Annotated in this window: 21 protein-coding genes; 11 read left to right on the top strand and 10 right to left on the bottom strand. The window is 71.4% G+C overall.

The features are described 5' to 3' along the window. Window positions 1-3 precede the first annotated feature (3 nt). The gene (locus C1I93_RS09715) at window positions 4-795 is read right to left on the bottom strand and encodes a class I SAM-dependent methyltransferase (protein ID WP_111242902.1); all 792 of its coding nucleotides are present in this window, start codon (window positions 793-795) and stop codon (window positions 4-6) included. Window positions 796-811: 16 nt separating this feature from the next. After that, window positions 812-1576, bottom strand: coding sequence for an SDR family NAD(P)-dependent oxidoreductase (locus C1I93_RS09710; protein WP_111242901.1), 765 nt, complete (start codon window positions 1574-1576; stop codon window positions 812-814). A gap of 183 nt (window positions 1577-1759) precedes the next feature. Between C1I93_RS09710 and mshA the strand changes: the two genes are divergently transcribed. From mshA to C1I93_RS32905, 3 genes are all read left to right on the top strand, one after another. After that, window positions 1760-3121 carry a D-inositol-3-phosphate glycosyltransferase gene (gene mshA, locus C1I93_RS09705; protein ID WP_111242900.1) on the top strand — a complete coding sequence of 454 codons (1362 nt, stop codon included), beginning with the start codon at window positions 1760-1762 and terminating at the stop codon, window positions 3119-3121. A gap of 143 nt (window positions 3122-3264) precedes the next feature. Further along, window positions 3265-3816, top strand: coding sequence for a type III secretion system chaperone family protein (locus C1I93_RS09700; RefSeq protein WP_111242899.1), 552 nt, complete (start codon window positions 3265-3267; stop codon window positions 3814-3816). A 223-nt stretch (window positions 3817-4039) separates the two neighbouring features. Continuing rightward, entirely contained in the window at window positions 4040-4933 is an 894-nt protein-coding gene (locus tag C1I93_RS32905) for a hypothetical protein (RefSeq protein WP_309148192.1), read from the top strand. A gap of 366 nt (window positions 4934-5299) precedes the next feature. Here C1I93_RS32905 and C1I93_RS09690 read toward each other — a convergent pair whose 3' ends face one another. Next, window positions 5300-6607 (bottom strand): MDR family MFS transporter, encoded by a 1308-nt coding sequence (locus C1I93_RS09690; protein WP_111242897.1) that lies wholly within the window; start codon window positions 6605-6607, stop codon window positions 5300-5302. A 151-nt stretch (window positions 6608-6758) separates the two neighbouring features. On the opposite strand from C1I93_RS09690, the gene C1I93_RS09685 reads away from it, so the two are divergent. Next, window positions 6759-7526 (top strand): phosphoglyceromutase, encoded by a 768-nt coding sequence (locus C1I93_RS09685; RefSeq protein ID WP_111242911.1) that lies wholly within the window; start codon window positions 6759-6761, stop codon window positions 7524-7526. A 57-nt stretch (window positions 7527-7583) separates the two neighbouring features. Here C1I93_RS09685 and phoU read toward each other — a convergent pair whose 3' ends face one another. Beyond that, window positions 7584-8225, bottom strand: coding sequence for a phosphate signaling complex protein PhoU (phoU, locus tag C1I93_RS09680; protein ID WP_111242896.1), 642 nt, complete (start codon window positions 8223-8225; stop codon window positions 7584-7586). 207 nt (window positions 8226-8432) lie between these two features. On the opposite strand from phoU, the gene C1I93_RS09675 reads away from it, so the two are divergent. Together C1I93_RS09675 and C1I93_RS09670 are read left to right on the top strand one after the other, a co-directional pair. Next, window positions 8433-9806: an ATP-binding protein gene (locus C1I93_RS09675; RefSeq protein ID WP_181445093.1), complete on the top strand. Its 1374-nt coding sequence runs from the start codon at window positions 8433-8435 to the stop codon at window positions 9804-9806. Between the two features lie 62 nt (window positions 9807-9868). Next, window positions 9869-10552, top strand: coding sequence for a response regulator transcription factor (locus C1I93_RS09670; RefSeq protein WP_111242895.1), 684 nt, complete (start codon window positions 9869-9871; stop codon window positions 10550-10552). A 10-nt stretch (window positions 10553-10562) separates the two neighbouring features. Here C1I93_RS09670 and C1I93_RS09665 read toward each other — a convergent pair whose 3' ends face one another. From C1I93_RS09665 to C1I93_RS09655, 3 genes are read right to left on the bottom strand one after another with little or no spacing between them, the layout of a single operon-like run. Continuing rightward, entirely contained in the window at window positions 10563-10946 is a 384-nt protein-coding gene (locus C1I93_RS09665) for a type II toxin-antitoxin system death-on-curing family toxin (RefSeq protein ID WP_111242909.1), read from the bottom strand. Continuing rightward, entirely contained in the window at window positions 10946-11146 is a 201-nt protein-coding gene (locus C1I93_RS09660) for a ribbon-helix-helix domain-containing protein (RefSeq protein WP_212808285.1), read from the bottom strand. The genes C1I93_RS09665 and C1I93_RS09660 overlap by 1 nt, the downstream gene beginning before the upstream one ends. A 44-nt stretch (window positions 11147-11190) precedes the next feature. After that, window positions 11191-12000 (bottom strand): DUF3109 family protein, encoded by an 810-nt coding sequence (locus C1I93_RS09655; RefSeq protein WP_111242894.1) that lies wholly within the window; start codon window positions 11998-12000, stop codon window positions 11191-11193. Window positions 12001-12072: 72 nt separating this feature from the next. Between C1I93_RS09655 and C1I93_RS09650 the strand changes: the two genes are divergently transcribed. Then, window positions 12073-13017: a Ppx/GppA phosphatase family protein gene (locus C1I93_RS09650; RefSeq protein ID WP_111242893.1), complete on the top strand. Its 945-nt coding sequence runs from the start codon at window positions 12073-12075 to the stop codon at window positions 13015-13017. Window positions 13018-13092: 75 nt separating this feature from the next. Further along, a complete protein-coding gene (locus C1I93_RS09645; protein ID WP_181445092.1) occupies window positions 13093-13899 on the top strand; it encodes a sugar phosphate isomerase/epimerase family protein in 807 nt (268 codons plus the stop codon). Between the two features lie 43 nt (window positions 13900-13942). On the opposite strand, the gene C1I93_RS09640 is transcribed toward C1I93_RS09645, so the two are convergent. The 3 genes from C1I93_RS09640 to C1I93_RS09630 are packed head-to-tail and all read right to left on the bottom strand — an operon-like array spanning window position 13943 to window position 15969. Continuing rightward, on the bottom strand, window positions 13943-14500 hold the full coding sequence (locus C1I93_RS09640; protein ID WP_111242891.1) for a CGNR zinc finger domain-containing protein: 558 nt from the start codon (window positions 14498-14500) through the stop codon (window positions 13943-13945). Between the two features lie 19 nt (window positions 14501-14519). Then, the gene (locus tag C1I93_RS09635; protein ID WP_111242890.1) at window positions 14520-15686 is read right to left on the bottom strand and encodes a glutathionylspermidine synthase family protein; all 1167 of its coding nucleotides are present in this window, start codon (window positions 15684-15686) and stop codon (window positions 14520-14522) included. A 1-nt stretch (window position 15687) separates the two neighbouring features. Next, window positions 15688-15969: a hypothetical protein gene (locus C1I93_RS09630; protein ID WP_223256260.1), complete on the bottom strand. Its 282-nt coding sequence runs from the start codon at window positions 15967-15969 to the stop codon at window positions 15688-15690. A gap of 84 nt (window positions 15970-16053) precedes the next feature. Between C1I93_RS09630 and C1I93_RS09625 the strand changes: the two genes are divergently transcribed. The 3 genes from C1I93_RS09625 to C1I93_RS09615 all read left to right on the top strand — a co-directional run bounded on the left by C1I93_RS09625 (window position 16054) and on the right by C1I93_RS09615 (window position 18442). Further along, window positions 16054-16974: a proline dehydrogenase family protein gene (locus C1I93_RS09625; protein WP_111242906.1), complete on the top strand. Its 921-nt coding sequence runs from the start codon at window positions 16054-16056 to the stop codon at window positions 16972-16974. Between the two features lie 72 nt (window positions 16975-17046). Then, window positions 17047-17847, top strand: coding sequence for an alpha/beta fold hydrolase (locus C1I93_RS09620; protein ID WP_111242889.1), 801 nt, complete (start codon window positions 17047-17049; stop codon window positions 17845-17847). Then, complete coding sequence (locus C1I93_RS09615; protein WP_111242888.1) at window positions 17840-18442, top strand: TetR/AcrR family transcriptional regulator; 603 nt, start codon at window positions 17840-17842, stop codon at window positions 18440-18442. The genes C1I93_RS09620 and C1I93_RS09615 overlap by 8 nt, the downstream gene beginning before the upstream one ends. Window positions 18443-18494 lie beyond the last annotated feature (52 nt).

The raw sequence follows: 18494 nt of genomic DNA, 5'->3' as shown, positions 1-18494 counted from the left end.
GTGTCAGAGGGGGGCGATGGTGGGCCAGGGGACTGTGAGTTCGCCGTGGCGCCAGCGGGTCGGGCGGTCGAGGACGGGCCAACCTTGAGCGCGGATGGCGGCCACGGAGTGCAGCCAGCGTTGCCGGGGGCCGAAGGGGGCGTAGCCGGCGGCGGCCCGCCAGGCGTCATCCAACGCCTCGATCAGGTCGTGGATCCGTTCACCGGGAACGTTGCGGTGGATCAGGGCCTTGGGTAGCCGCTCGGCCAACTCGGCCGGGCTCCGCAGCGTGCTCAGCCTGGCGGCCAGGGTCAGCGAGCGGGGTCCGTCGGCGTCGAGCAGCACCCAGCCGCCGAGCCGACCCAACTCGTCGCAGGTGCCCTCCACCAGTAGTCCCCCCGGGGCCAGTCGCGCGGTGAGCGTGGCCCAGGCGTCGGGCACCTCGCCCTCGTCGTACTGGCGCAGCACGTTGGCGGCGCGGACCAGAGCCGGGCGCAGCCCGGCCAGCTCGAACCCGCCCCGGGCGAAGGTCAGGCCGGGCGGATCGGCGGCGGGCTGGGCGGCGGCGACGCGTACCGGATCGATCTCCAGGCCGACCACCCGGACGTCGGCACGGACCCGCACGGCGAGCCGGGCGCGCAGTTCCACAGCGGTCACCGGGGTCGCGCCGTAACCGAGGTCCACCACCACCGGGTCCACCGCATCCCGCAGCACGTCGGCGCAGGTCTCGACGATCCAGTTGTCCATCCGACGCAACCGGTTGGGATTCGTGGTGCCCCGGGTCGGCACGCCCAGCGGCCGGGCAGCTCTGGCCATCGCGCGCTCCCGGGCCTCAGCTCGCCCGGTGCACCTTGTGCTGGGCGGCCTGAGCCAGCGGACGGACCACCAGCCGGTCCACGTTGACGTGCTGCGGACGCGTCGCGCACCAGGCGATGCAGTCGGCCACGTCCTCGGCGACAAGTGGCTCGGCCACCCCCGCGTAAACCGACTCGGCCCGGTCGGCGTCACCGCCGAAGCGGACCAGCGAGAACTCGTCGGTCTTCACCATGCCCGGGTCGATCTCGATCACCCGGATCGGACGTCCGCACAGCTCCAGGCGCAACGTGCCGGCGATCGCGGTCTGCGCGTGCTTGGCGGCGGTGTAGCCGCCGCCACCCTCGTACACGGTGAAACCCGCGGTCGACGAGACGATGACGACGGTGCCGGCGCCGGAGGACTCCAGCACGGGCAGCAGTGCCTGGGTGACCCGCAGCGTGCCGAGCACGTTCACGTCGTACATCCACTGCCAGTCGCCCACCGCGCCGGACTCGATCGGGTCCAGCCCGCGCGCCCCACCGGCGTTGTTCACCAGCAGGCTCACCGGCCCGGGTGCCTGCTGCGCGGCCCGCGCCAGCTCCGCCACCGACTCGTCCGAGGTGACGTCGCAGGCCACCGCGGTCGCGGCACCGCCGGCCGCGGCGATCTCGGCGACCAGGCCGGCCAACCGGTCGGTACGCCGGGCCGCGGCCAGCACGTGGAAGCCTTCCGCGGCGAGCCGTCGGGCGGTGGCGGCGCCGATCCCGCTGGACGCTCCGGTGACGATGGCGACACGACTCATCCGGCCATTCTCGCCTCCGCTGCCCGGATGCCGGCAACACCCACCCGATGAGGTCGGTCACGTGCGGAGGGCCGACTGACGTATTACCCGCCGCCGATCGGGAAGATGTGGTCGAGCGTGAAGGTTGACGCAGGAGCGCGCGGGTCGTGCCAGAGGGCATCAACCGTGGCAAAGGGAGCGGACGTGGCGGAAAAGCACACCGGTGTCGGTCGTCAGCGAGGCACCCTTCCGTGGCCGCGGCCCCGGCGGATCGCGACGCTCTCCGTGCACACCTCACCCCTGCACCAGCCGGGCACCGGGGACGCGGGCGGCATGAACGTCTACATCCTGGAGGTCGCCCGGCGGCTGGCCGAGGCGAACGTCGAGGTGGAGATCTTCACCCGGGCCACCTCGGGCGATCTGCCGCCGCTTGTCGAGGTGGCCCCCGGGGTGCACGTCCGGCACGTGATGGCCGGCCCCCTCGAAGGGCTGACCAAGGAGGAACTGCCCGCCCAGCTCTGCGCGTTCACCGCCGGCGTGCTGCGGGCCGAGGCGGCCCGACCGCCCGGGTACTACGACCTGATCCACTCCCACTACTGGCTCTCCGGCCAGGTCGGCTGGCTGGCCAAGGAACGCTGGGGAGTGCCCCTGGTGCACACCGCACACACCCTGGCCAAGGTGAAGAACGCCAGGCTCGCCGTCGGGGACCGGCCGGAACCCAAGGCCCGGGTGATCGGCGAGGAACAGGTGGTCGCCGAGGCCGACCGACTGGTGGCGAACACCCGGGTCGAGGCACGAGACCTGATCGAGCGCTACGACGCCGACCCGGCCCGGGTGACGGTTGTCGAACCCGGCGTGGACCTGGACCGCTTCCGCCCCGCCGCCGGTGACCGGGACACCGCCGCAGCCGCCGCCCGCGCCCGGCTCGGTCTGCCCAGCAGCGGCCACCTGGTTGCCTTCGTCGGCCGGATCCAGCCGCTGAAGGCACCGGACGTGCTGATCCGCGCGCTCGCCGCCCTGCGCCAGCGGGATCCCGCACTGGCCCGCGAGGTGACTGTGGTGATCTGCGGCGGTCCCAGCGGCAGCGGACTGGATCGGCCCACCGCACTCATCGAACTTGCCGACTCCCTCGGCATCACCGACCAGGTGCGTTTCCTGCCGCCGCGAACCGGCACCGACCTGCCCCTGCTGTACCAGGCGGCCGACCTGGTCGCGGTGCCGTCGTACAACGAGTCATTCGGGCTGGTCGCGCTGGAGGCTCAGGCCTGCGGTACGCCGGTGGTGGCCGCCGCCGTCGGTGGCCTGGTGACCGCCGTCCGGGACCAGATCAGCGGGGTACTGGTACGCGGTCACGACCCCCTCGACTGGGCTGCTGCGCTGGCCCGCCTGCTGCCCGACCGGGCCCGCCGGGCCGAGTTGTCCATCGGGGCCGCCGAACATGCTCGCAACTTCTCCTGGCATCGGACCGCCGAGGGCCTGCTCGCCGTCTACGGCGAGGCGACCGCCGCCCACCGCGCCCACCTCACCCAGCTCACCTCCACCCTCGCCACCTCCCGCTCCTGGTGAGGTGCAAGGAGGGGCCCCCTGCTAACGCCTCGTGTATAGGAAGGGCCCCCTGTTAACAGTCGCTCCGCACCAGCGGCGCGGCTTCCACCGACGGGCTGGGCGGCGGGGCGCGGTGGGACGTCAGCGGTCGTAGAGTCGATCAGATGACTGATGACCTGGGTGCCCTGATCGAGTCGGTCTGCGCCGAGCGGCAGCTCGACTGCGAGTCCACCGGTCCGGGGTCGTACGCCGTGACCCTGCCCGGTACTCACAAACTCAAGACGATCTGCAACCTGATCGTCGGCGAGCACGCCCTGCGGATCGAGGCGTTCGTGATGCGCCAGCCGGACGAGCGGCGCGAGGAGCTGTGGGCCTGGCTGCTGCAGCGCAACGCCCGGATGTACGCCGTGTCGTTCTCGATCGACGCTGTCGGGGACGTCTACCTCACCGGCCGGGTCAACCCCGCTGGTGTCGACGGCGACGAGCTGGACCGGCTGCTGGGTGCCGTGCTCACGTACGCCGACGAGTCCTTCGACACCATGCTGGAGATCGGCTTCGGCAGTTCGATCCGCCGGGAGTGGGAGTGGCGGGTCAAGCGGGGCGAATCCACCGCGAACCTGGCAGCCTTCGCGCACCTCTTCGAACCCTCCGAAACGGGCCCGCCGGTGGACACCGGTCCCGGGGCCACCTCGACCGACGGCACCAATCAGCCCTGAACTGGTGCCAGCCAGGTGATTCAGGGCCGTCAGGTGGGGTAAGCGGCACCGCGCGGTGCGGCGTTGGGACCCGCCGCGCGCCGAGACCGAGTGTCGAGGAGCGTGAGCGTCAATGGCTCAGCGGAACAGCTCGGGTCGCGGCGGGACCGCGACCAGGACCAGACGGCGGGGCGGCAATCAGACCCCGAACACCCCGCGGATCTCCGAGTCGGAGATCTCCCGGATGCGGGTGGACGACATCCGTGGCCAACTACGCAGGTACGGAGTCTCCGGCATCTCCGCGCTGCGTAAACCGGAGTTGGTGAAGACGCTGGTGAAGACGCTGCGGTCGGGTGGAGCAGCCCGACGCAGCAGCGGCCCGGCCGGCCGGGCCAGCGCCACCAAGGCGTCCGGCGCCAGGGCGGCGGCGTCGGGTCGTACCGCGTCGAGCCGGACCGCCCCCGGCCGGGCGAAGGCAGCCCCGGCGAAGCGGGCCGCGCCGGGCCGGAAGGCGACAACCGGCACCGCCCGCAAGTCGACAGCCGCCGCGCGGAAGAGCACCACGAGCGCCGCGCGGAAGAGCACCACCGGGGCCAGAAAGGCCGCGCCACGGAAGGCCGCACCGAAGGCCACCGCGGCCCGCAGCTCGGCTGCCGGGCGTACGACGAAAAGCGCGTCTGCCCGCAGGGCCGGTGCCACGACGCGCCAGCCGGCCAGGTCGGCACCGTCGCGGACGGCGGCGAAGTCGGCGCCGGCGCGTGGCGCGGGAGTGCGTACCGGCCGGTCGACGGCACGGTCGTCCCGGTCGTCGCAGGTGATCTCCTCGCCGCAGGACCGGCCGGAACGCCCCGGCCGTAGCCTGGTGACCACCAACCACGAGGTCATCCGGCAGTGGGCCCGGGCCCGGGGTGCCAAACCGGCGACGATCGCCGGGACCGCGCGCGACGGTCGGGCCAGTGTGCTGACCTTCAATTTTCCCGGCTACCGGGAGAGCAGCCGGATCCAGGAGATCAGCTGGGACGAGTGGTTCCACACCTTCGACCTGCGGCGGCTGAACCTGATCTATCAGGAACAGCTGCGCGATGGCCGGCAGAGCAATTTCTTCCGCACCGAATCGCCCGATCGCGAGGACGCGTGAGGTTTGCGGGAATGTCAGCCGGGTAGGCACTGTTGGTTCTGCACGAGGGCCTGACGCGTCGAGCCCGGGGCCGGACCCGGCGCTGTGACCGGCGAGACAGCCTTCCAGGTTGAATCGCTGGTGATGGGCCAACTAACTTTATTGCACCACGTCATGCTTGGAACCGTTCGGGGGAGCGGTGGATCGATCAGATCCGTACACCAGGCCGGGCGTGGGGACAGGTGGACCGAAACCGTTGGGGGACGGTGGCCCACCTGTTTGACCGGCGGCGCGAGCGGGCGTCGCTTACGGGGGTGAGTGTCGCCCGCCGCCGCCGGTCCTACTCCTCAACCCCGCCCGCGCTGATGTTGCCGGGCGGGGTTCGGCCTATCCCTGGCTGGTGGCGACCGGCTCGGCCGCCTGGGGTGCCGCCGGCTGCGGTGCGGTCGACTGGACCGTGACCACCGGTGCCGCCCCGGCGGTCCGCAACGCGAGCGCCCGTCGTTCCCGTGCCGGCCCGGAGAGCAGGTGGCCCACCGCCATCACCGCGCCGATCGCGGCGCAGCCGAACCAGAGCGCGACGTTGCCTGCCTGCTCGCGCACCAGCCCGCCGAGGATCGGTGCGATCGCCCCGGCCAACTGCCAGGAGAGCGAGAAGACGCCCTGGTAGCGGCCGCGCAGTTCGCCGGGGGAGAGTTCGGCGATGAGGGTGGCGTTGGACGGGGAATTGAGCATCTCGCCGATGGTCCAGATCAGCACGGTCAGCCCGTAGAACCAGGCGACGTCGGCGAACGCGGTGAGCCCGAAGCCGACGCCCATCACCACCGAGGCCAGGGCGAGCACGTGGGATCGGCTGCGGCCACGGATCAGCCGGGGCACGAACAACTGACCGAAGACGATGAGTACGCCGTTGAGCGCGATCACCGCGCCGTAGGTGGCGGGGCTCAGGCCGGAGTCGGCCATCGCGATCGGCAGCATCGAGATGTGCTGGAGGAAGACCACCGCACCGAGCAGGTTCAGGGCCACGAAGCCCAGGAACACCCGGTCGGAGAGGATGGTCCGCAGCGCTCCGGCGGGCGCGGCGCCGTGCCGCGTGGCGACGGTGACCGTACGCGTCTCCCGCACCTTGACGAAAATGATCAACGCGGTGACCACTGTGGTGGACGCGTTGACCACGAAGAGCAGCAGATAGCCCGCCTGGGCGGCGAAGCCGGCGAGCACGGCGGCGCAGGCGAAGCCGAGGTTGATCGCCCAGTAGTTCAGCGAGAAGGCGCGCAACCGGTCCCGCTCCGGCACCACGTCGATCATCATGGCGCCGAACGCGGGTCGGGCCGACTCGGCGAACAGGCCGAGCAGCAGGGCGCCGAGCGCGACCGTCCACAGGTCCCGGGCGAAGCCGAGGGCGAGCATCATGGCCGCCGCGCCGAGGTGGGCCGTGAGCAGTGTGGGTCGCCGTCCCCAGCGGTCGGCGAGCGTGCCGCCGGCGGTGGTGCCGACCGCGCCACCTACTCCCCACAGGCCGAGCACCAGGCCGGCCTGGGAGGCGGAGAAGCCACGCTCCTGGGTCAGGTAGATGGCGAGGAAGACGAGGACGAACGAGCCGAGCCGGTTGATCAGGCTGCCGGTCCAGAGATACCAGAAGGTCTTCGGTAAGCCGCCTGTGGTCTCCCGGAACCAGCCCCGCATCGCCCGCACGCCTACGCCCCCGATTCTGTAATGACTGTTTTCGCTAGATGATCCTTACAACCTAGTGCTGGGCCGGAAGCGGGGTCACCACGTTTTCCACGTGGTGGTCGTCACGACCCTTCCCGCGCGTCCGGTCCCGGGTTGCGGCAGGATGATCCGCATGACAGCTAGCGAGGGAGCCACCGTCGGGACGCTGGTCCTGCTGCGACACGGCGAGAGCGACTGGAACGCCAAGAACCTCTTCACCGGCTGGGTCGATGTGGACCTGACCGAGAAGGGGGAGAACGAGGCGCGCCGCGGCGGCGAGCTGCTGCGCGAGCACGGCCTACTGCCGGATGTGGTGCACACGAGCGTGATGCGCCGCGCAATCCGTACCGCCGAACTGGCGCTGAACGCCGCGGACCGGCACTGGATCGCGGTGCGTCGGTCGTGGCGACTCAACGAGCGCCACTACGGCGCCCTCCAGGGCAAGAACAAGAAGCAGACCCTTGACGAGTACGGCGAGGAGCAGTTCATGCTCTGGCGCCGTTCGTACGACACGCCGCCCCCACCCATCGCCGACGACGACGAGTGGTCCCAGGTGGGCGACCCGCGGTACGCGTTGCTGCCGACCGAGCTGATGCCGCGTACCGAGTGCCTCAAGGACGTCGTCGAGCGGATGCTGCCGTACTGGTACGACTCGATCGTGCCGGACATCCTGGCGGGCCGGACGGTGCTGGTGGCCGCACACGGCAACTCGCTGCGCGCGCTGGTCAAGCACCTGGACCAGATCAGCGACGAGGCGATCGCGAAGCTGAACATCCCCACCGGGATCCCGCTGCGCTACGACCTGGACCCGCTGCTGCGTCCGCAGACCCTCGGCGGCACCTACCTCGACCCGGTTGCGGCCAAGGAGGCTGCTGCCGCGGTCGCCAACCAGGGCCGCTGAGCTTTTTGTTAACAGGGGCCCCCTGCTATACGCGAGGCGTTAACAGGGGGCCCTTCCTTACACCGGTTCGCCGGTGATGAGGTAGACGACGTGTTCGGCGCTGTTCACCGCGTGGTCGGCGAACCGCTCGTAGAAGCGGCCGAGCAGGGTGGCGTCGATGGCGGTCTCCACGCCGTACGGCCAGTCCGCGCCGAGCAGTACCCCGAACAGACCCTTGTGCAGCTCGTCCATGGCGTCGTCGTCGCGGTCCAGTTCGGCGGCGAGTTCGGCGTCGGGGTGGGCCAGCACCGAAGCGATCTTCTCGGCCATCCGGTCGGCGATGCCCGCCATGTCGGTGAAGACCGGCCGCAGCTCCGCCGGGACGGCCGGCGACGGATGCCGGCGTAGCGCGGTCTTGGCGACGTGGTCGGCCAGGTCGCCCATCCGTTCCAGGTCAGCGGCGACGTGCAGCGCGGTGATCATGGCACGCAGGTCGGAGGCGACAGGGGCCTGGCGGGCCAGCACCTCGCAGACCCGCTCCTCCACCTGCCGGTAGCGCCCGTCGATCTCGGCGTCGCCCTCGATCACCGTCTCGGCCGCCCGGCGGTCGGCGGTGAGCAGGGCGCGGGTCGCCTGCCGCAGCGCCTCCCGTACCCCCTCGGCCATCTCCACCAGCAGGTGGTTGACGGCCTGAAGTTCGGCCCGGAACTCGTCGCGCATGCCTGATGTCCTGTCGGTAGGTGCCGGCGGGTGGGCCCCCGGCGGGGGTGGTCATGGTGCTTCGCCGGCCAAGCTAGGACGCGGGGGAGGACCGCAGATGAACGCCGGTGAACTGCGCCGGACGCGGAAGTGAACTTTCCCGGAAGTGAGAGTGCTTCGTCCCGGTCTGCGAGGTAGTCCGGTGAACAATGACCCTACGATCGCCGGGTGACGTGGGCGGTGACGGTAGCTGTGGCCTCGGCCCTGGTGGTCGGGCTGGTCGCCGGCCTGTGGCTGCCCCGGGTCACCTCGGCGACGCGCCGTCCGGTCGGTTCCCGTGGGAGCGACCGGCACGGGTTCCGGTTCGGTAGGAGGAGGCAGACGATCGCCGAGGATGAACAGGTCGGGCTCGGCCGCCGCGCGATCGACTCGTTGCGGGCCGGGGTGGTGGTGCTCGACGCGGAGGATGTGCCCGTGCTGGTCAACCCGGCGGCCAGGGCGATGGGACTGCTGCGTACCGGGACCCGGCCGGGGTCGATAAGCGCCCATCCGCTGGTGCGTACCCTCGCCGGCCAGGTGCGGCGCACCGGCGTACGCCGGGAGATCCAGCTGGACCTGCCTCGCGGCCGTGACAACGCCGGAGAGAACCCGCTCGGTGTGCACCTGCGGGCGATGGGCCTGGGCAACGGTTACATCGCGGTGGAAGCGGCGGACGTGACCGAGGCGCACCGGCTGGCCCGGGTCCGCCGCGACTTCGTGGCCAATGTCAGCCACGAACTGAAGACCCCCATCGGCGCGCTGCAACTGCTCGCGGAGGCGCTGCTCGACGCCACCGCCCCCAGCGGCGAGGTCACCGCCCCCAGCAGCGACGTCACCGCCCCCAGCGGCGAGGTCACCGCCCCCAGCGGCGAGGTCGCCGGTCCGGCCGGTGGGAACCGGCCGGAGCTGTCCGAGGACCTGGTCGCGGCCCGGCGCTTCGCCGAGCGGATCCAGCACGAGTCGACCCGGTTGGGGCGGCTGGTGCAGGAGTTGCTGGAACTGACCCGGCTTCAGGGCGCCGAGCCACAGCCGGCTCCGGAGCCGGTTGCGGTCGACTGGGTGATCTCCGAGGTGGTGGACCGCACCCGGACGGCCGCCGCCGCCCGGCGGATCGCGGTGATCGTCGACGGGCAGCGGGGGCTGACCGCCTACGGCAGCGACAGTCAGCTGGCCACCGCCGTGGCGAATCTGGTGGAGAACGCGGTCAACTACACGGGCGAGGGGACGACGGTACGCATCACCGCCCGCGCCGACGACGAGCACGTCGAGATCGCGGTGACGGACCAGGGCATCGGCATCGCCCCCGACGACGTGGACCGGATCTTCGAACGCTTCTACCGGGCCGACCAGGCCCGTTCCCGATCCACCGGCGGCACCGGGCTCGGCCTGGCGATCGTCAAGCACATCGCCAGCAACCATGGCGGGCGGGTCGAGGTGACGAGCACTCTTGGTGGTGGGTCGACGTTCACCCTCCGGCTGCCTGCCCGTGCACCGGACGACCTGCTGGCGACACTGCCGTCGGATGGGATCGAGGCCGGTCCGACCGGGTTGCGCCCGGTTTGACAGCACATGACGCGGGCCGGGCTCAAGTCCGGCGCGAACCGCAAATGGAAAGGAAGAGGCCGTTGAGTCGGGTTCTGGTGGTCGAGGACGAGGAGTCGTTCTCCGACGCCCTGTCGTACATGCTCCGCAAGGAGGGCTTCGAGGTGTCCGTGGCCGCCACGGGCACGTCGGCTCTCACCGAGTTCGACCGCACCGGCGCCGACATCGTGCTGCTGGACCTGATGCTGCCCGAGATGTCGGGCACCGAGGTGTGCCGCCAACTGCGCCAGCGCTCACACGTGCCGATCATCATGGTCACCGCACGGGACAGCGAGATCGACAAGGTGGTCGGGCTGGAGATCGGCGCCGACGACTACGTCACCAAGCCGTACTCGCCCCGGGAACTGGTGGCCCGGATCCGTGCGGTGCTCCGCCGGCAGAGCGTCGAGGCGGCCGAGTCGGGCGGGCCGACGCTTGCCGCCGGCCCGGTCCGGATGGACATCGAGCGGCACGTGGTGACCGTGCAGGGGGCGGCGGTGCCGCTGCCGCTGAAGGAGTTCGAGCTGCTGGAACTGCTGCTGCGCAACGCCGGCCGGGTGCTGACCCGAGGGCAGTTGATCGACCGGGTCTGGGGTGCCGACTACGTCGGTGACACCAAGACGCTCGACGTGCACGTCAAGCGGCTGCGTTCCAAGATCGAACCGGAGCCCTCCGCGCCGCGCCACATCGTCACGGTCCGTGGCCTCGGCTACAAGTTCGAGCCCTGATCGATCCGGCTCAGAAGAGCTTCCGCAGCCCCTCGGAGATCTGGTCCACCTCGGTCAGCCGGCTCTCCGCCACCGCGATGACCAGGTCGTACGCGACGTCCTGGTCGACCTCGTCGAGCTGAGCGACGGCGACGGCACGGTTCTGGAGCAGGAAGGCGACGGACACGATCCAGCCGATGCGCTTGTTGCCGTCCACGAACGGATGGTTGTTGAGCAGCGAGTGCAGCAACGCCGCCGCCTTGGTCCAGAGGTCCGGGTAGGCGTCCTCGCCGAACACGCTGGTGCGGGGGCGGGCGACCGCCGACTCGATCAGCCCGACGTCGCGGACCCCGACGCCGATCTTGCGGGCGATCCGGACGACGTCCGCGAGCGTCGGGTAGTAGGTCTCGGTCATCACTCCGCCAGGCGGGCGAGCAGCGTGGCGTGGCGGTCGATGATCTCGTCGGCGAGATCGTCGAACTGCCGTGCGTTGCGGCGCGCCAGGTAGTCGTCGATTGCGGTCACCACCACCGCGTGCATCGACCGCTCCTCCTCGTCCGCCGCGAGTCGGAGTCGGCGTTCACGTTCGTCGTCCAGCCGGAGCGTCATGGCCATGTGGAAATGGTAGCAACAGTGCTATCAAGATCACTTCAGGTGAGTCAGCTCGGGTCGGCGGGGTGGGGGGCGACCAGGCCCTGCCGCAGCCGGCTGGCGCACAGCTCGGCCAGCCTGGCGTACGCGGCCTCGCCGACCAGCGCGGTCAGCTCCGGGGCGTACGACAGATACATCGGCTCGGCACCGACGTGCGCGTCGGTGGAGGAGGTGCACCACCAGTCCAGGTCGTGCCCGCCGGCACCCCAGCCCCGCCTGTCGAACTCGGCAAGCGTGGAGACCAGCACCTTCGTGTTGTCCGGCCGCTTCACCCACTCCTGGTCCCGGCGGACCGGCAACTGCCAGCACACGTCCGGCTTGTATTCCAGTGGGTGCACCCCGTCGCGCAGGGCCTGGGCGTGCAGCGCGCAACCACCCCCGCCCGGGAAGTCCGCCTCGTTGAGGAAGACGCAGGGGGCGTCGGTGTCCCTGGTGGCGGTACGCCGGGCCGGCGTGCTGCCGTCCACCGTGTCGTTCTCGGTCCAGTTCTTGAAACCCCGCCGGAAGTGCTGCCAGGTCGCGGGAGTCAGCCGCTTCACCGCCGCGCGGACCCGCTTCTCGTCGTCGGAGTCGGTGAAGAACGCGCCGTGCGAACAGCAGCCGTCGGCCGCCCGGCCGGCGATGATGCCGTGGCAACCCCGGCCGAAGACGCAGGTCCACCGAGACAGCAGCCAGGTGAGGTCGGCCCGGACCACGTGCCGCTCGTCCGCCGGGTCGACGAATTCGATCCACTCCCGGGGAAAGTCCAGCGGCACCTCGCGGCTGCGCGGGTCCGCCGGGTCGTCCACCAGCACGCGGATTTCGATCTGCCCTGTCACCCGGCCCAGCGTACGCGTGGTGTGCCGGGCGGGCCGGTGAGCGCCACGAACCGGTTGGCCTAGGGTTTCCCCATGCGACTGGGTGTCCTCGATGTCGGTTCGAACACCGTGCACCTGCTGGTGGTCGACGGCCACCGGGGGGCGCATCCGTGGCCGGCGCACTCGGAGAAGGCGGTGCTGCGGCTCGCCGAGCAGATCGGTCCGGACGGCGCGCTGCGCGCGGAGGGCGCTGACGCCCTGGTCGAGGCGGTGGCCGCGGCCCGTACCTCCGCCACCGAGCTGGGCGTCGACGACCTGCTCGCCTTCGCCACCTCCGCGGTACGCGACGCCAGCAACGCGGCCGAGGTGCTGGCCCGGGTCCGGGACGCCACAGGCGTACGGCTGGGGGTGCTCTCCGGCGCGGACGAGGCGCGGATGACGTTCCTCGCGGTCCGGCGCTGGTTCGGCTGGTCGGCGGGTCGGCTGTTGGTGCTGGACATCGGCGGCGGCTCGCTGGAACTCGCGGCCGGCATCGACGAGGACCCCGACGCGGCGGAGTCGTTGCCGCTCGGTGCCGGCCGGCTCACCCGCGACCGGCTCGGCGTGGACCCGCAGGACACCTCCGCACCCGCGCCGGAGGCCGTGCACGAGCTGCGCGAGTACGTCGACGACCGGCTCGACCCGGTGGTGACCCGGTTCACCGAGGTGGGCTGGGACCGCCCGGTGGCCACCTCCAAGACGTTCCGGACATTGGCCCGGCTGGCCGGCGCGACCCCCAGCGGCGCCGGCCCCCGGGTCCGGCGGGTGCTGACCCGCTCCGGGCTGCGGCAGGTGCTCGGCTTCATCAGGCACATCCCGCCGACCCAGTTGGCCGAGCTGGAGGGGGTGAGTTCCGGTCGCGCCCACCAACTGCTGGCCGGTGCCGTGGTCGCCGAGTCGGTGATGCGACGCCTCGACATCGACTCGCTGGAGATCTGCCCGTGGGCGCTGCGTGAGGGCGTCATACTCGATCGGTTGGATCGGCTGACGCCACTGTGACGCCTGTCGTCCTCGTCGTCCGGTTTGCGGCTTCTCGTCATGATGCCCCGATCGATGGCGGCTACCCTCGGTGGTGTGACTTCCCGCGTCCCGGTGCTCCTGTCCAGTTCCTCGGTCTTTCCTGAGCGGACCGCGGCGGCGTTTCAGCTGGCCGCGTCCCTCGGCTACGACGGGATCGAGGTGATGGTGTGGACCGACGCCGTCAGCCAGGACGTCGGCGCGCTACGCGGGCTGTCCGACCACTACGGCGTGCCGGTGCTCTCCGTGCACGCGCCCTGCCTGCTTGTCACCCAGCGGGTCTGGAGCCCGGACCCGTGGGAGCGACTGCGGCGGGCGGCGGTGCTGGCCGAGACGCTGGAGGCACCCACAGTGGTGGTGCACCCGCCGTTCACCTGGCAGCGGGAGTACGCGCGCAACTTCGCCGACGGGCTGGAGAAGGTGGCAGGCGACTTCGGTGGGCTGCGCTTCGCGGTGGAGAACATGTACCCGGTCCGGATGGCCGGCCGGCAGTTCGTGCCGTACGTCCCGGGCTGGGATCCGACCGAGGCCGGTTATTCCTCGTACACGCTCGACCTGTCGCACTGCGCCGCCTCGCACACCGACGCCCTGGCGATGGCCGACCGGATGGGCGACGGCCTGGCGCACGTGCACCTCGGCGACGGCACCGGTGAGGGGCGGGACGAGCACCTGGTGCCCGGACGCGGCAGCCAGCCCTGCGCCGAGTTGCTGCGCTCACTGGCCGGGCGCGGCTTCACCGGGTCGGTGGCGGTGGAGGTCACCACCAGGGGTGCGAAGAGTCGGCAGACCCGCGAGGCGGACCTGCGCGAGGCGCTGGCCTTCGCCCGCCAGCACCTGAACACGCCGTCCCCGGTCGACGCCTGAGCGCAGCGCCGCCGAACGCGTCGGGCCGGGCCGCGCGAACGGGTCAGGGAACGGGTGTGAGCGGGTCGCTCTGCGTCGGGACGGCGGCCCGTTTGCGGGCCCGGTGCGCGGCCACGTGCGAGCGGGTGGCGCAACGCTCCGAACAGAACCGCCGACAGCAGTTGGACGAGGTGTCCAGGTAGACGTTGCCGCAGCGGTCGTCGGCGCAGACCCCGAAGCGGGCGCTGCCGTACTCGCAGAGCCAGACCGACAGCCCCCAGACCGCACCTGCCAGGTATTCCGCGCTCACCGAGGCGCCCCGACTGGTGACGTGCATGTGCCAGTCGCTGGAGTCGTGACCGGAGATGCGCGGCTGCACCGGAAAGGCTTCGAGCAGCGAGTTCAACTCGGCCACCGCCTCGGCGTCACGTCCGGAGGTGCCGTACTCGAAAACGTCACGCAGCCGCTTCTGCGCCCGCCGGAAGATGGGCAGATCACGCTCCGCGACCTCGTCGCGCATCCACGCGTTGTCGTCGGGGATGATGGCCCGCAGGTCATCGAGGCCGTCCAGGCGGGTGTTGACGAGGTCAACTCCGGTCCGGGCGTAGGCGTCGAAGTTCACGCCTCCAAAGGTAGACGACTCACGCCGGTCGCGGTGCGTCGATGTAGTGCGGCAGGAACCGGGCGTAGCCGTCGGTGATCAGACTCGCGCTCTCCCGCAGCCCGACGCCCGCCGACTCGCCATCGACGATCCAGCTGCCCAGCACCAGCCGGCTACCGGCGAACTCGGGCAACGCCCGAAACTCCTGGAAGCAGAAGCCCTCGTCGCCGTAGTCACCCGGATTTTCGACCTCACCACCCGGCGTGACGATGCGGACCGCGGCACCCTCCCGGCCGAGCAGCGGCTTGGCGACGTACTCGGGCATGCCGCGCGGCGAGTCGAGGTACGCCGGCAGCAGCAGCTCGTGCCCCGGGTACAGCTCCCAGAGCACCGCCAGCAACGCCTTGTTGGAGAGCAGCAGCTTCCAGGCCGGCTCGATCCAGGTAGTCGGCGTGCCCGGATCCAACGCCAGCGGCCCGTACGGCTCGGCCAGCATCCACTCCCAGGGGTAGAGCTTGAAGCAGGTGGTGACCGGCTGGTCGGCGGCGTCGACGAAGCGGCGGCCGTCCCAACCGATCTCCTGGATCGGCAGCAGCTCCACGTCCAGCCCGGCCTGGCGGGCGGTCTCCGCGAGATAACCGGCGGTCATGTGGTCCTCGCCGCTCTCCTCCTCGTTCGACCAGACCACGTGCACCCGCCGGTCGTGCAGCCCGGCGCCGATCTTCGCCCAGGTGGCGACGAGCCGCTCGTGCAGGCTGTTCCACTGGTCCAGCTCAGGTCGGGTGTCTTCCAGCCAGTACCACTGGATGATGCTCGCCTCGACCAGCGCGGTGGGGGTGTCGGCGTTGTACTCCAGCAGCTTCGGCGGCCAGCTGCCGTCGTACCAGAAATCGAAGCGGCCGTAGAGGGTGGGCGGCGTCTCCCGCAGCGACCGGGCGACCGCCTCGGCCGCCCAGTCCGGGATGCCGAACTCGGCGTACCGGCCGCGGGCGACCACGTGTTCGGCGGCGGCCACCGACATCCGGTGCAGCTCCTCGGTGGCCTCCTCCAGCCGCAGCACCTCGGCCAGGTCGAAGGCGTACGCGGCGGTCTCGTCCCAGTACGACATCACCCCGCCGTCGGGCAGTTCGGTGTCGACGTACACCAGGCCCTGGGCGCGGATGGTGGCGTCCCAGTCCGGACGCGGATCGACCGCTTCGCGGCGCACGTCAGCCGCCGCAGGAGGCGAGGTGGGTGCCGAAACCGCCGCGCTCGGGCACGGTCGCCCCGACCGGCTCCGGCGCGGTCCGGCCGGTGGCCGGCGCGGCCACGGATGCCGGGATCCGCATGGCCAGGGCCACCGTGTCGCCACCGCCGGTCGGGCCGAGGGCGCAGTCATCGTCGTCGTCCGAGGTCATGTTGCAGCCGGAGAGGGCGAGGGCCAACGCGGTGACCGCGCCGAGCTGCACGGAGGCCGACCGCAGCCGGCGGCGGGGGTGTCGTCGTTCCACGCCATCGTTGTAGCGGATCGATGCCATCCGGAGTACCGCCGGATGGCGCGTCCCGCCCGCCGGGGCGGGCGTTACGCTCGGCTCATGCTCCGTACCGTCATCCTCGCCGCCTCCCGGTCATCCCGGATCGAGCGGCTCGTCGCGACGGCCCCGTTCTCCCGCGACGTGGTGCGCCGGTTCGTCGCCGGCGCGCGGACCGAAGACGCGTTGCGCGTGACCCGCGAACTCGTCGCCAGCGGTCTCGCCGTCACCCTCGACAATCTCGGCGAGGACACCGTCACCGCCGAGCAGGCCACCGCCACCCGGGACGAGTACCTCTCGCTGTTGCGGATGCTCGCCGAGGCGGGGCTGACGCCGGCCGCCGAGGTGAGTGTCAAGTTGTCCGCCCTCGGTCAGTCCTTCGACGAGCAGTTGGCCTGCGAGAACGCTCGGGCGATCTGCGCTGCGGCCGATGCCGCGGGGACCACTGTCACGCTGGACATGGAGGACCACACCACCACCGACTCGACCCTGGACATCCTGGCCAAGCTGCGTAAGGACTTCCCGTCGACCGGGGCGGTGCTCCAGGCGTACCTGCGCCGGACCGAGTCGGACTGCCGCGAGTTGGCCTCGGCCGGCTCCCGGGTGCGGCTGTGCAAGGGGGCGTACTCCGAACCCGAGTCGGTGGCGTACCAGTCGGCCCGCGAGGTGGACAAGTCCTACGTCCGCTGCCTGAACATCCTGATGTCCGGCGCCGGCTATCCGATGCTGGCCACCCATGATCCCCGCCTGATCGCCATCGGCGAGGACCGGGCGCGCTGGTTCGATCGCGGCCCGGACCAGTTCGAGTTCCAGATGCTCTACGGCATCCGCCCGGAGGAGCAGGACCGGCTGGTCGGTGAGGGCTACACCGTGCGCACCTACCTGCCGTACGGCGACGACTGGTACGGCTACCTGATGCGCCGCCTCGCCGAGCGCCCCGCCAACCTGGCCTTCTTCGCCCGCGCGGTGGCGTCCCGCAAGTAGCCCGACACCCCCGTCGGGACGACTCCGGGTAACGGCTTGCCGTTCTTGGTTAATGGTGTTAGCTTTCTAGCTATGACTAATAGCTTTGTGGTGCGGGGCGGCGGCCGGATCGCGTACGAGGTGCACGGGCAGGGATCACTCGTGGTCCTCGCGCACGGCATGGGGGAGAACCGCCACTCCTACCGGCACCTCATCCCGCTGCTGGTCGCTGCCGGCTACCGGGTGGCGTCGGTCGACGTGCGGGGACACGGCGACTCCAGCACGGGCTGGTCGACGTACGCCCCGGCCGAGGTGGGTGGCGACCTGCTGGCGGTGATCCGCGACCTCGACGGCGGGCCGGCCACCCTGGTCGGCAACTCCTCAAGCGCCGCGGCCGTGGTCTTCGCCGCCACCGACGCGCCGGAGCTGGTGAACGGCATCGTGCTGGTCGGCGCGTTCGTGGCCCAGCCGAAGCTCAACGCCTTCATGCGCCTCGCCCTGGCGGCGGTGATCCGCAGCCCGCGACTGTTCGGGATGTTCCACCGTACCCTCTTCCCGGTGCACCGGCCGGCCGACGACGCGGCGTACCGCAGGCAACTGGTGACCGCGCTGCGCCGGCCCGGCCGGATGGTGCCGGTGCGGGGCGTGGCCGCCCAGGTCGAGCCGCACTGGACCACCCGCGCCCCGCAGGTGCGGCAGCCGGTGCTGGTGTTGATGGGCACCAAGGACCCCGACTTCCCGGACCCCGCCGCCGAGGCCCGGGCCGCCCGGCGACTCTTCCAGGTCGCCGAGGCGCGGATGATCAATGACGCCGGGCACTACCCGCACGCCGACCGGCCGGAGGCGATGACGGCCGAACTCGTCGACTTCCTCGCGGTGGTCGAGCATGCCTAGGGCCGGACTCAACCCGCAGGTGGTGGTCCGCGCGGCGGCCCAGCTCGCCGACGAGGTCGGATATGACCGGCTCACCCTGGCCGAGCTGGCGAACCGGCTCGGCGTCGCCCTGCCCAGCCTCTACAAGCACGTCAAGGGCGCCGACGCGCTGATGCAGAAGCTCTCCACGCTGGCCACCGCCGAACTCGCCGCCGAGACGACGACCGCCGCCGCCGGCCGCAGCGGCGCGGACGCGCTCCGCGTCGTGGCGCACGCCTACCGGTCGTACGCCCATCGACACCCCGGCCGGTACGTGGCCGCGCAGCGGGCGCCGGACCCGAGCGACCCGGAGCACGTGGCCGTGGCCGAGCGCGCGGTGGGCGTCGCCTACGCCGTCCTGGCGGGGTACGGGATCTCCGGCACGGCCGCCGTGGACGCGGCGAGGATGTTCCGCGCCGCCCTGCACGGCTTCGTCTCGTTGGAGGCGATGGGCGGCTTCGGGCTGCCGCGCGACGTGGACAGGTCCTTCGACCAGCTCATCGCGGCGCTCGACATGGCGTACCGCGCCTGGCCGTCGACCTCGGCCCAGGCTGGTGAGCTGACCGCCGGGCCGTGAGCTGGTCGGCTGGGGGTGCCCCCTGCCAATGGCGTGCGGACCGTACGCTTCC

Source organism: Micromonospora endophytica (assembly GCF_003236305.1).
In the GTDB taxonomy this organism is placed as follows: domain Bacteria; phylum Actinomycetota; class Actinomycetes; order Mycobacteriales; family Micromonosporaceae; genus Micromonospora; species Micromonospora endophytica.
Note: the sequence above shows the minus strand (reverse complement) of the source record. Positions and strands in the feature narration are given on the sequence as shown.

Coding starts and splice junctions, on each gene's coding strand:
- C1I93_RS09715 (WP_111242902.1), bottom strand. CDS start 795: ATGGCCAGAGCTGCCCGGCCGCTGGGCGTGCCGACCCGGGGCACCACG.
- C1I93_RS09710 (WP_111242901.1), bottom strand. CDS start 1,576: ATGAGTCGTGTCGCCATCGTCACCGGAGCGTCCAGCGGGATCGGCGCC.
- C1I93_RS09700 (WP_111242899.1), top strand. CDS start 3,265: ATGACTGATGACCTGGGTGCCCTGATCGAGTCGGTCTGCGCCGAGCGG.
- C1I93_RS32905 (WP_309148192.1), top strand. CDS start 4,040: ATGCGGGTGGACGACATCCGTGGCCAACTACGCAGGTACGGAGTCTCC.
- C1I93_RS09685 (WP_111242911.1), top strand. CDS start 6,759: ATGACAGCTAGCGAGGGAGCCACCGTCGGGACGCTGGTCCTGCTGCGA.
- phoU (WP_111242896.1), bottom strand. CDS start 8,225: ATGCGCGACGAGTTCCGGGCCGAACTTCAGGCCGTCAACCACCTGCTG.
- C1I93_RS09665 (WP_111242909.1), bottom strand. CDS start 10,946: ATGACCGAGACCTACTACCCGACGCTCGCGGACGTCGTCCGGATCGCC.
- C1I93_RS09660 (WP_212808285.1), bottom strand. CDS start 11,146: ATGGCCATGACGCTCCGGCTGGACGACGAACGTGAACGCCGACTCCGA.
- C1I93_RS09650 (WP_111242893.1), top strand. CDS start 12,073: ATGCGACTGGGTGTCCTCGATGTCGGTTCGAACACCGTGCACCTGCTG.
- C1I93_RS09625 (WP_111242906.1), top strand. CDS start 16,054: ATGCTCCGTACCGTCATCCTCGCCGCCTCCCGGTCATCCCGGATCGAG.
- C1I93_RS09620 (WP_111242889.1), top strand. CDS start 17,047: ATGACTAATAGCTTTGTGGTGCGGGGCGGCGGCCGGATCGCGTACGAG.
- C1I93_RS09615 (WP_111242888.1), top strand. CDS start 17,840: ATGCCTAGGGCCGGACTCAACCCGCAGGTGGTGGTCCGCGCGGCGGCC.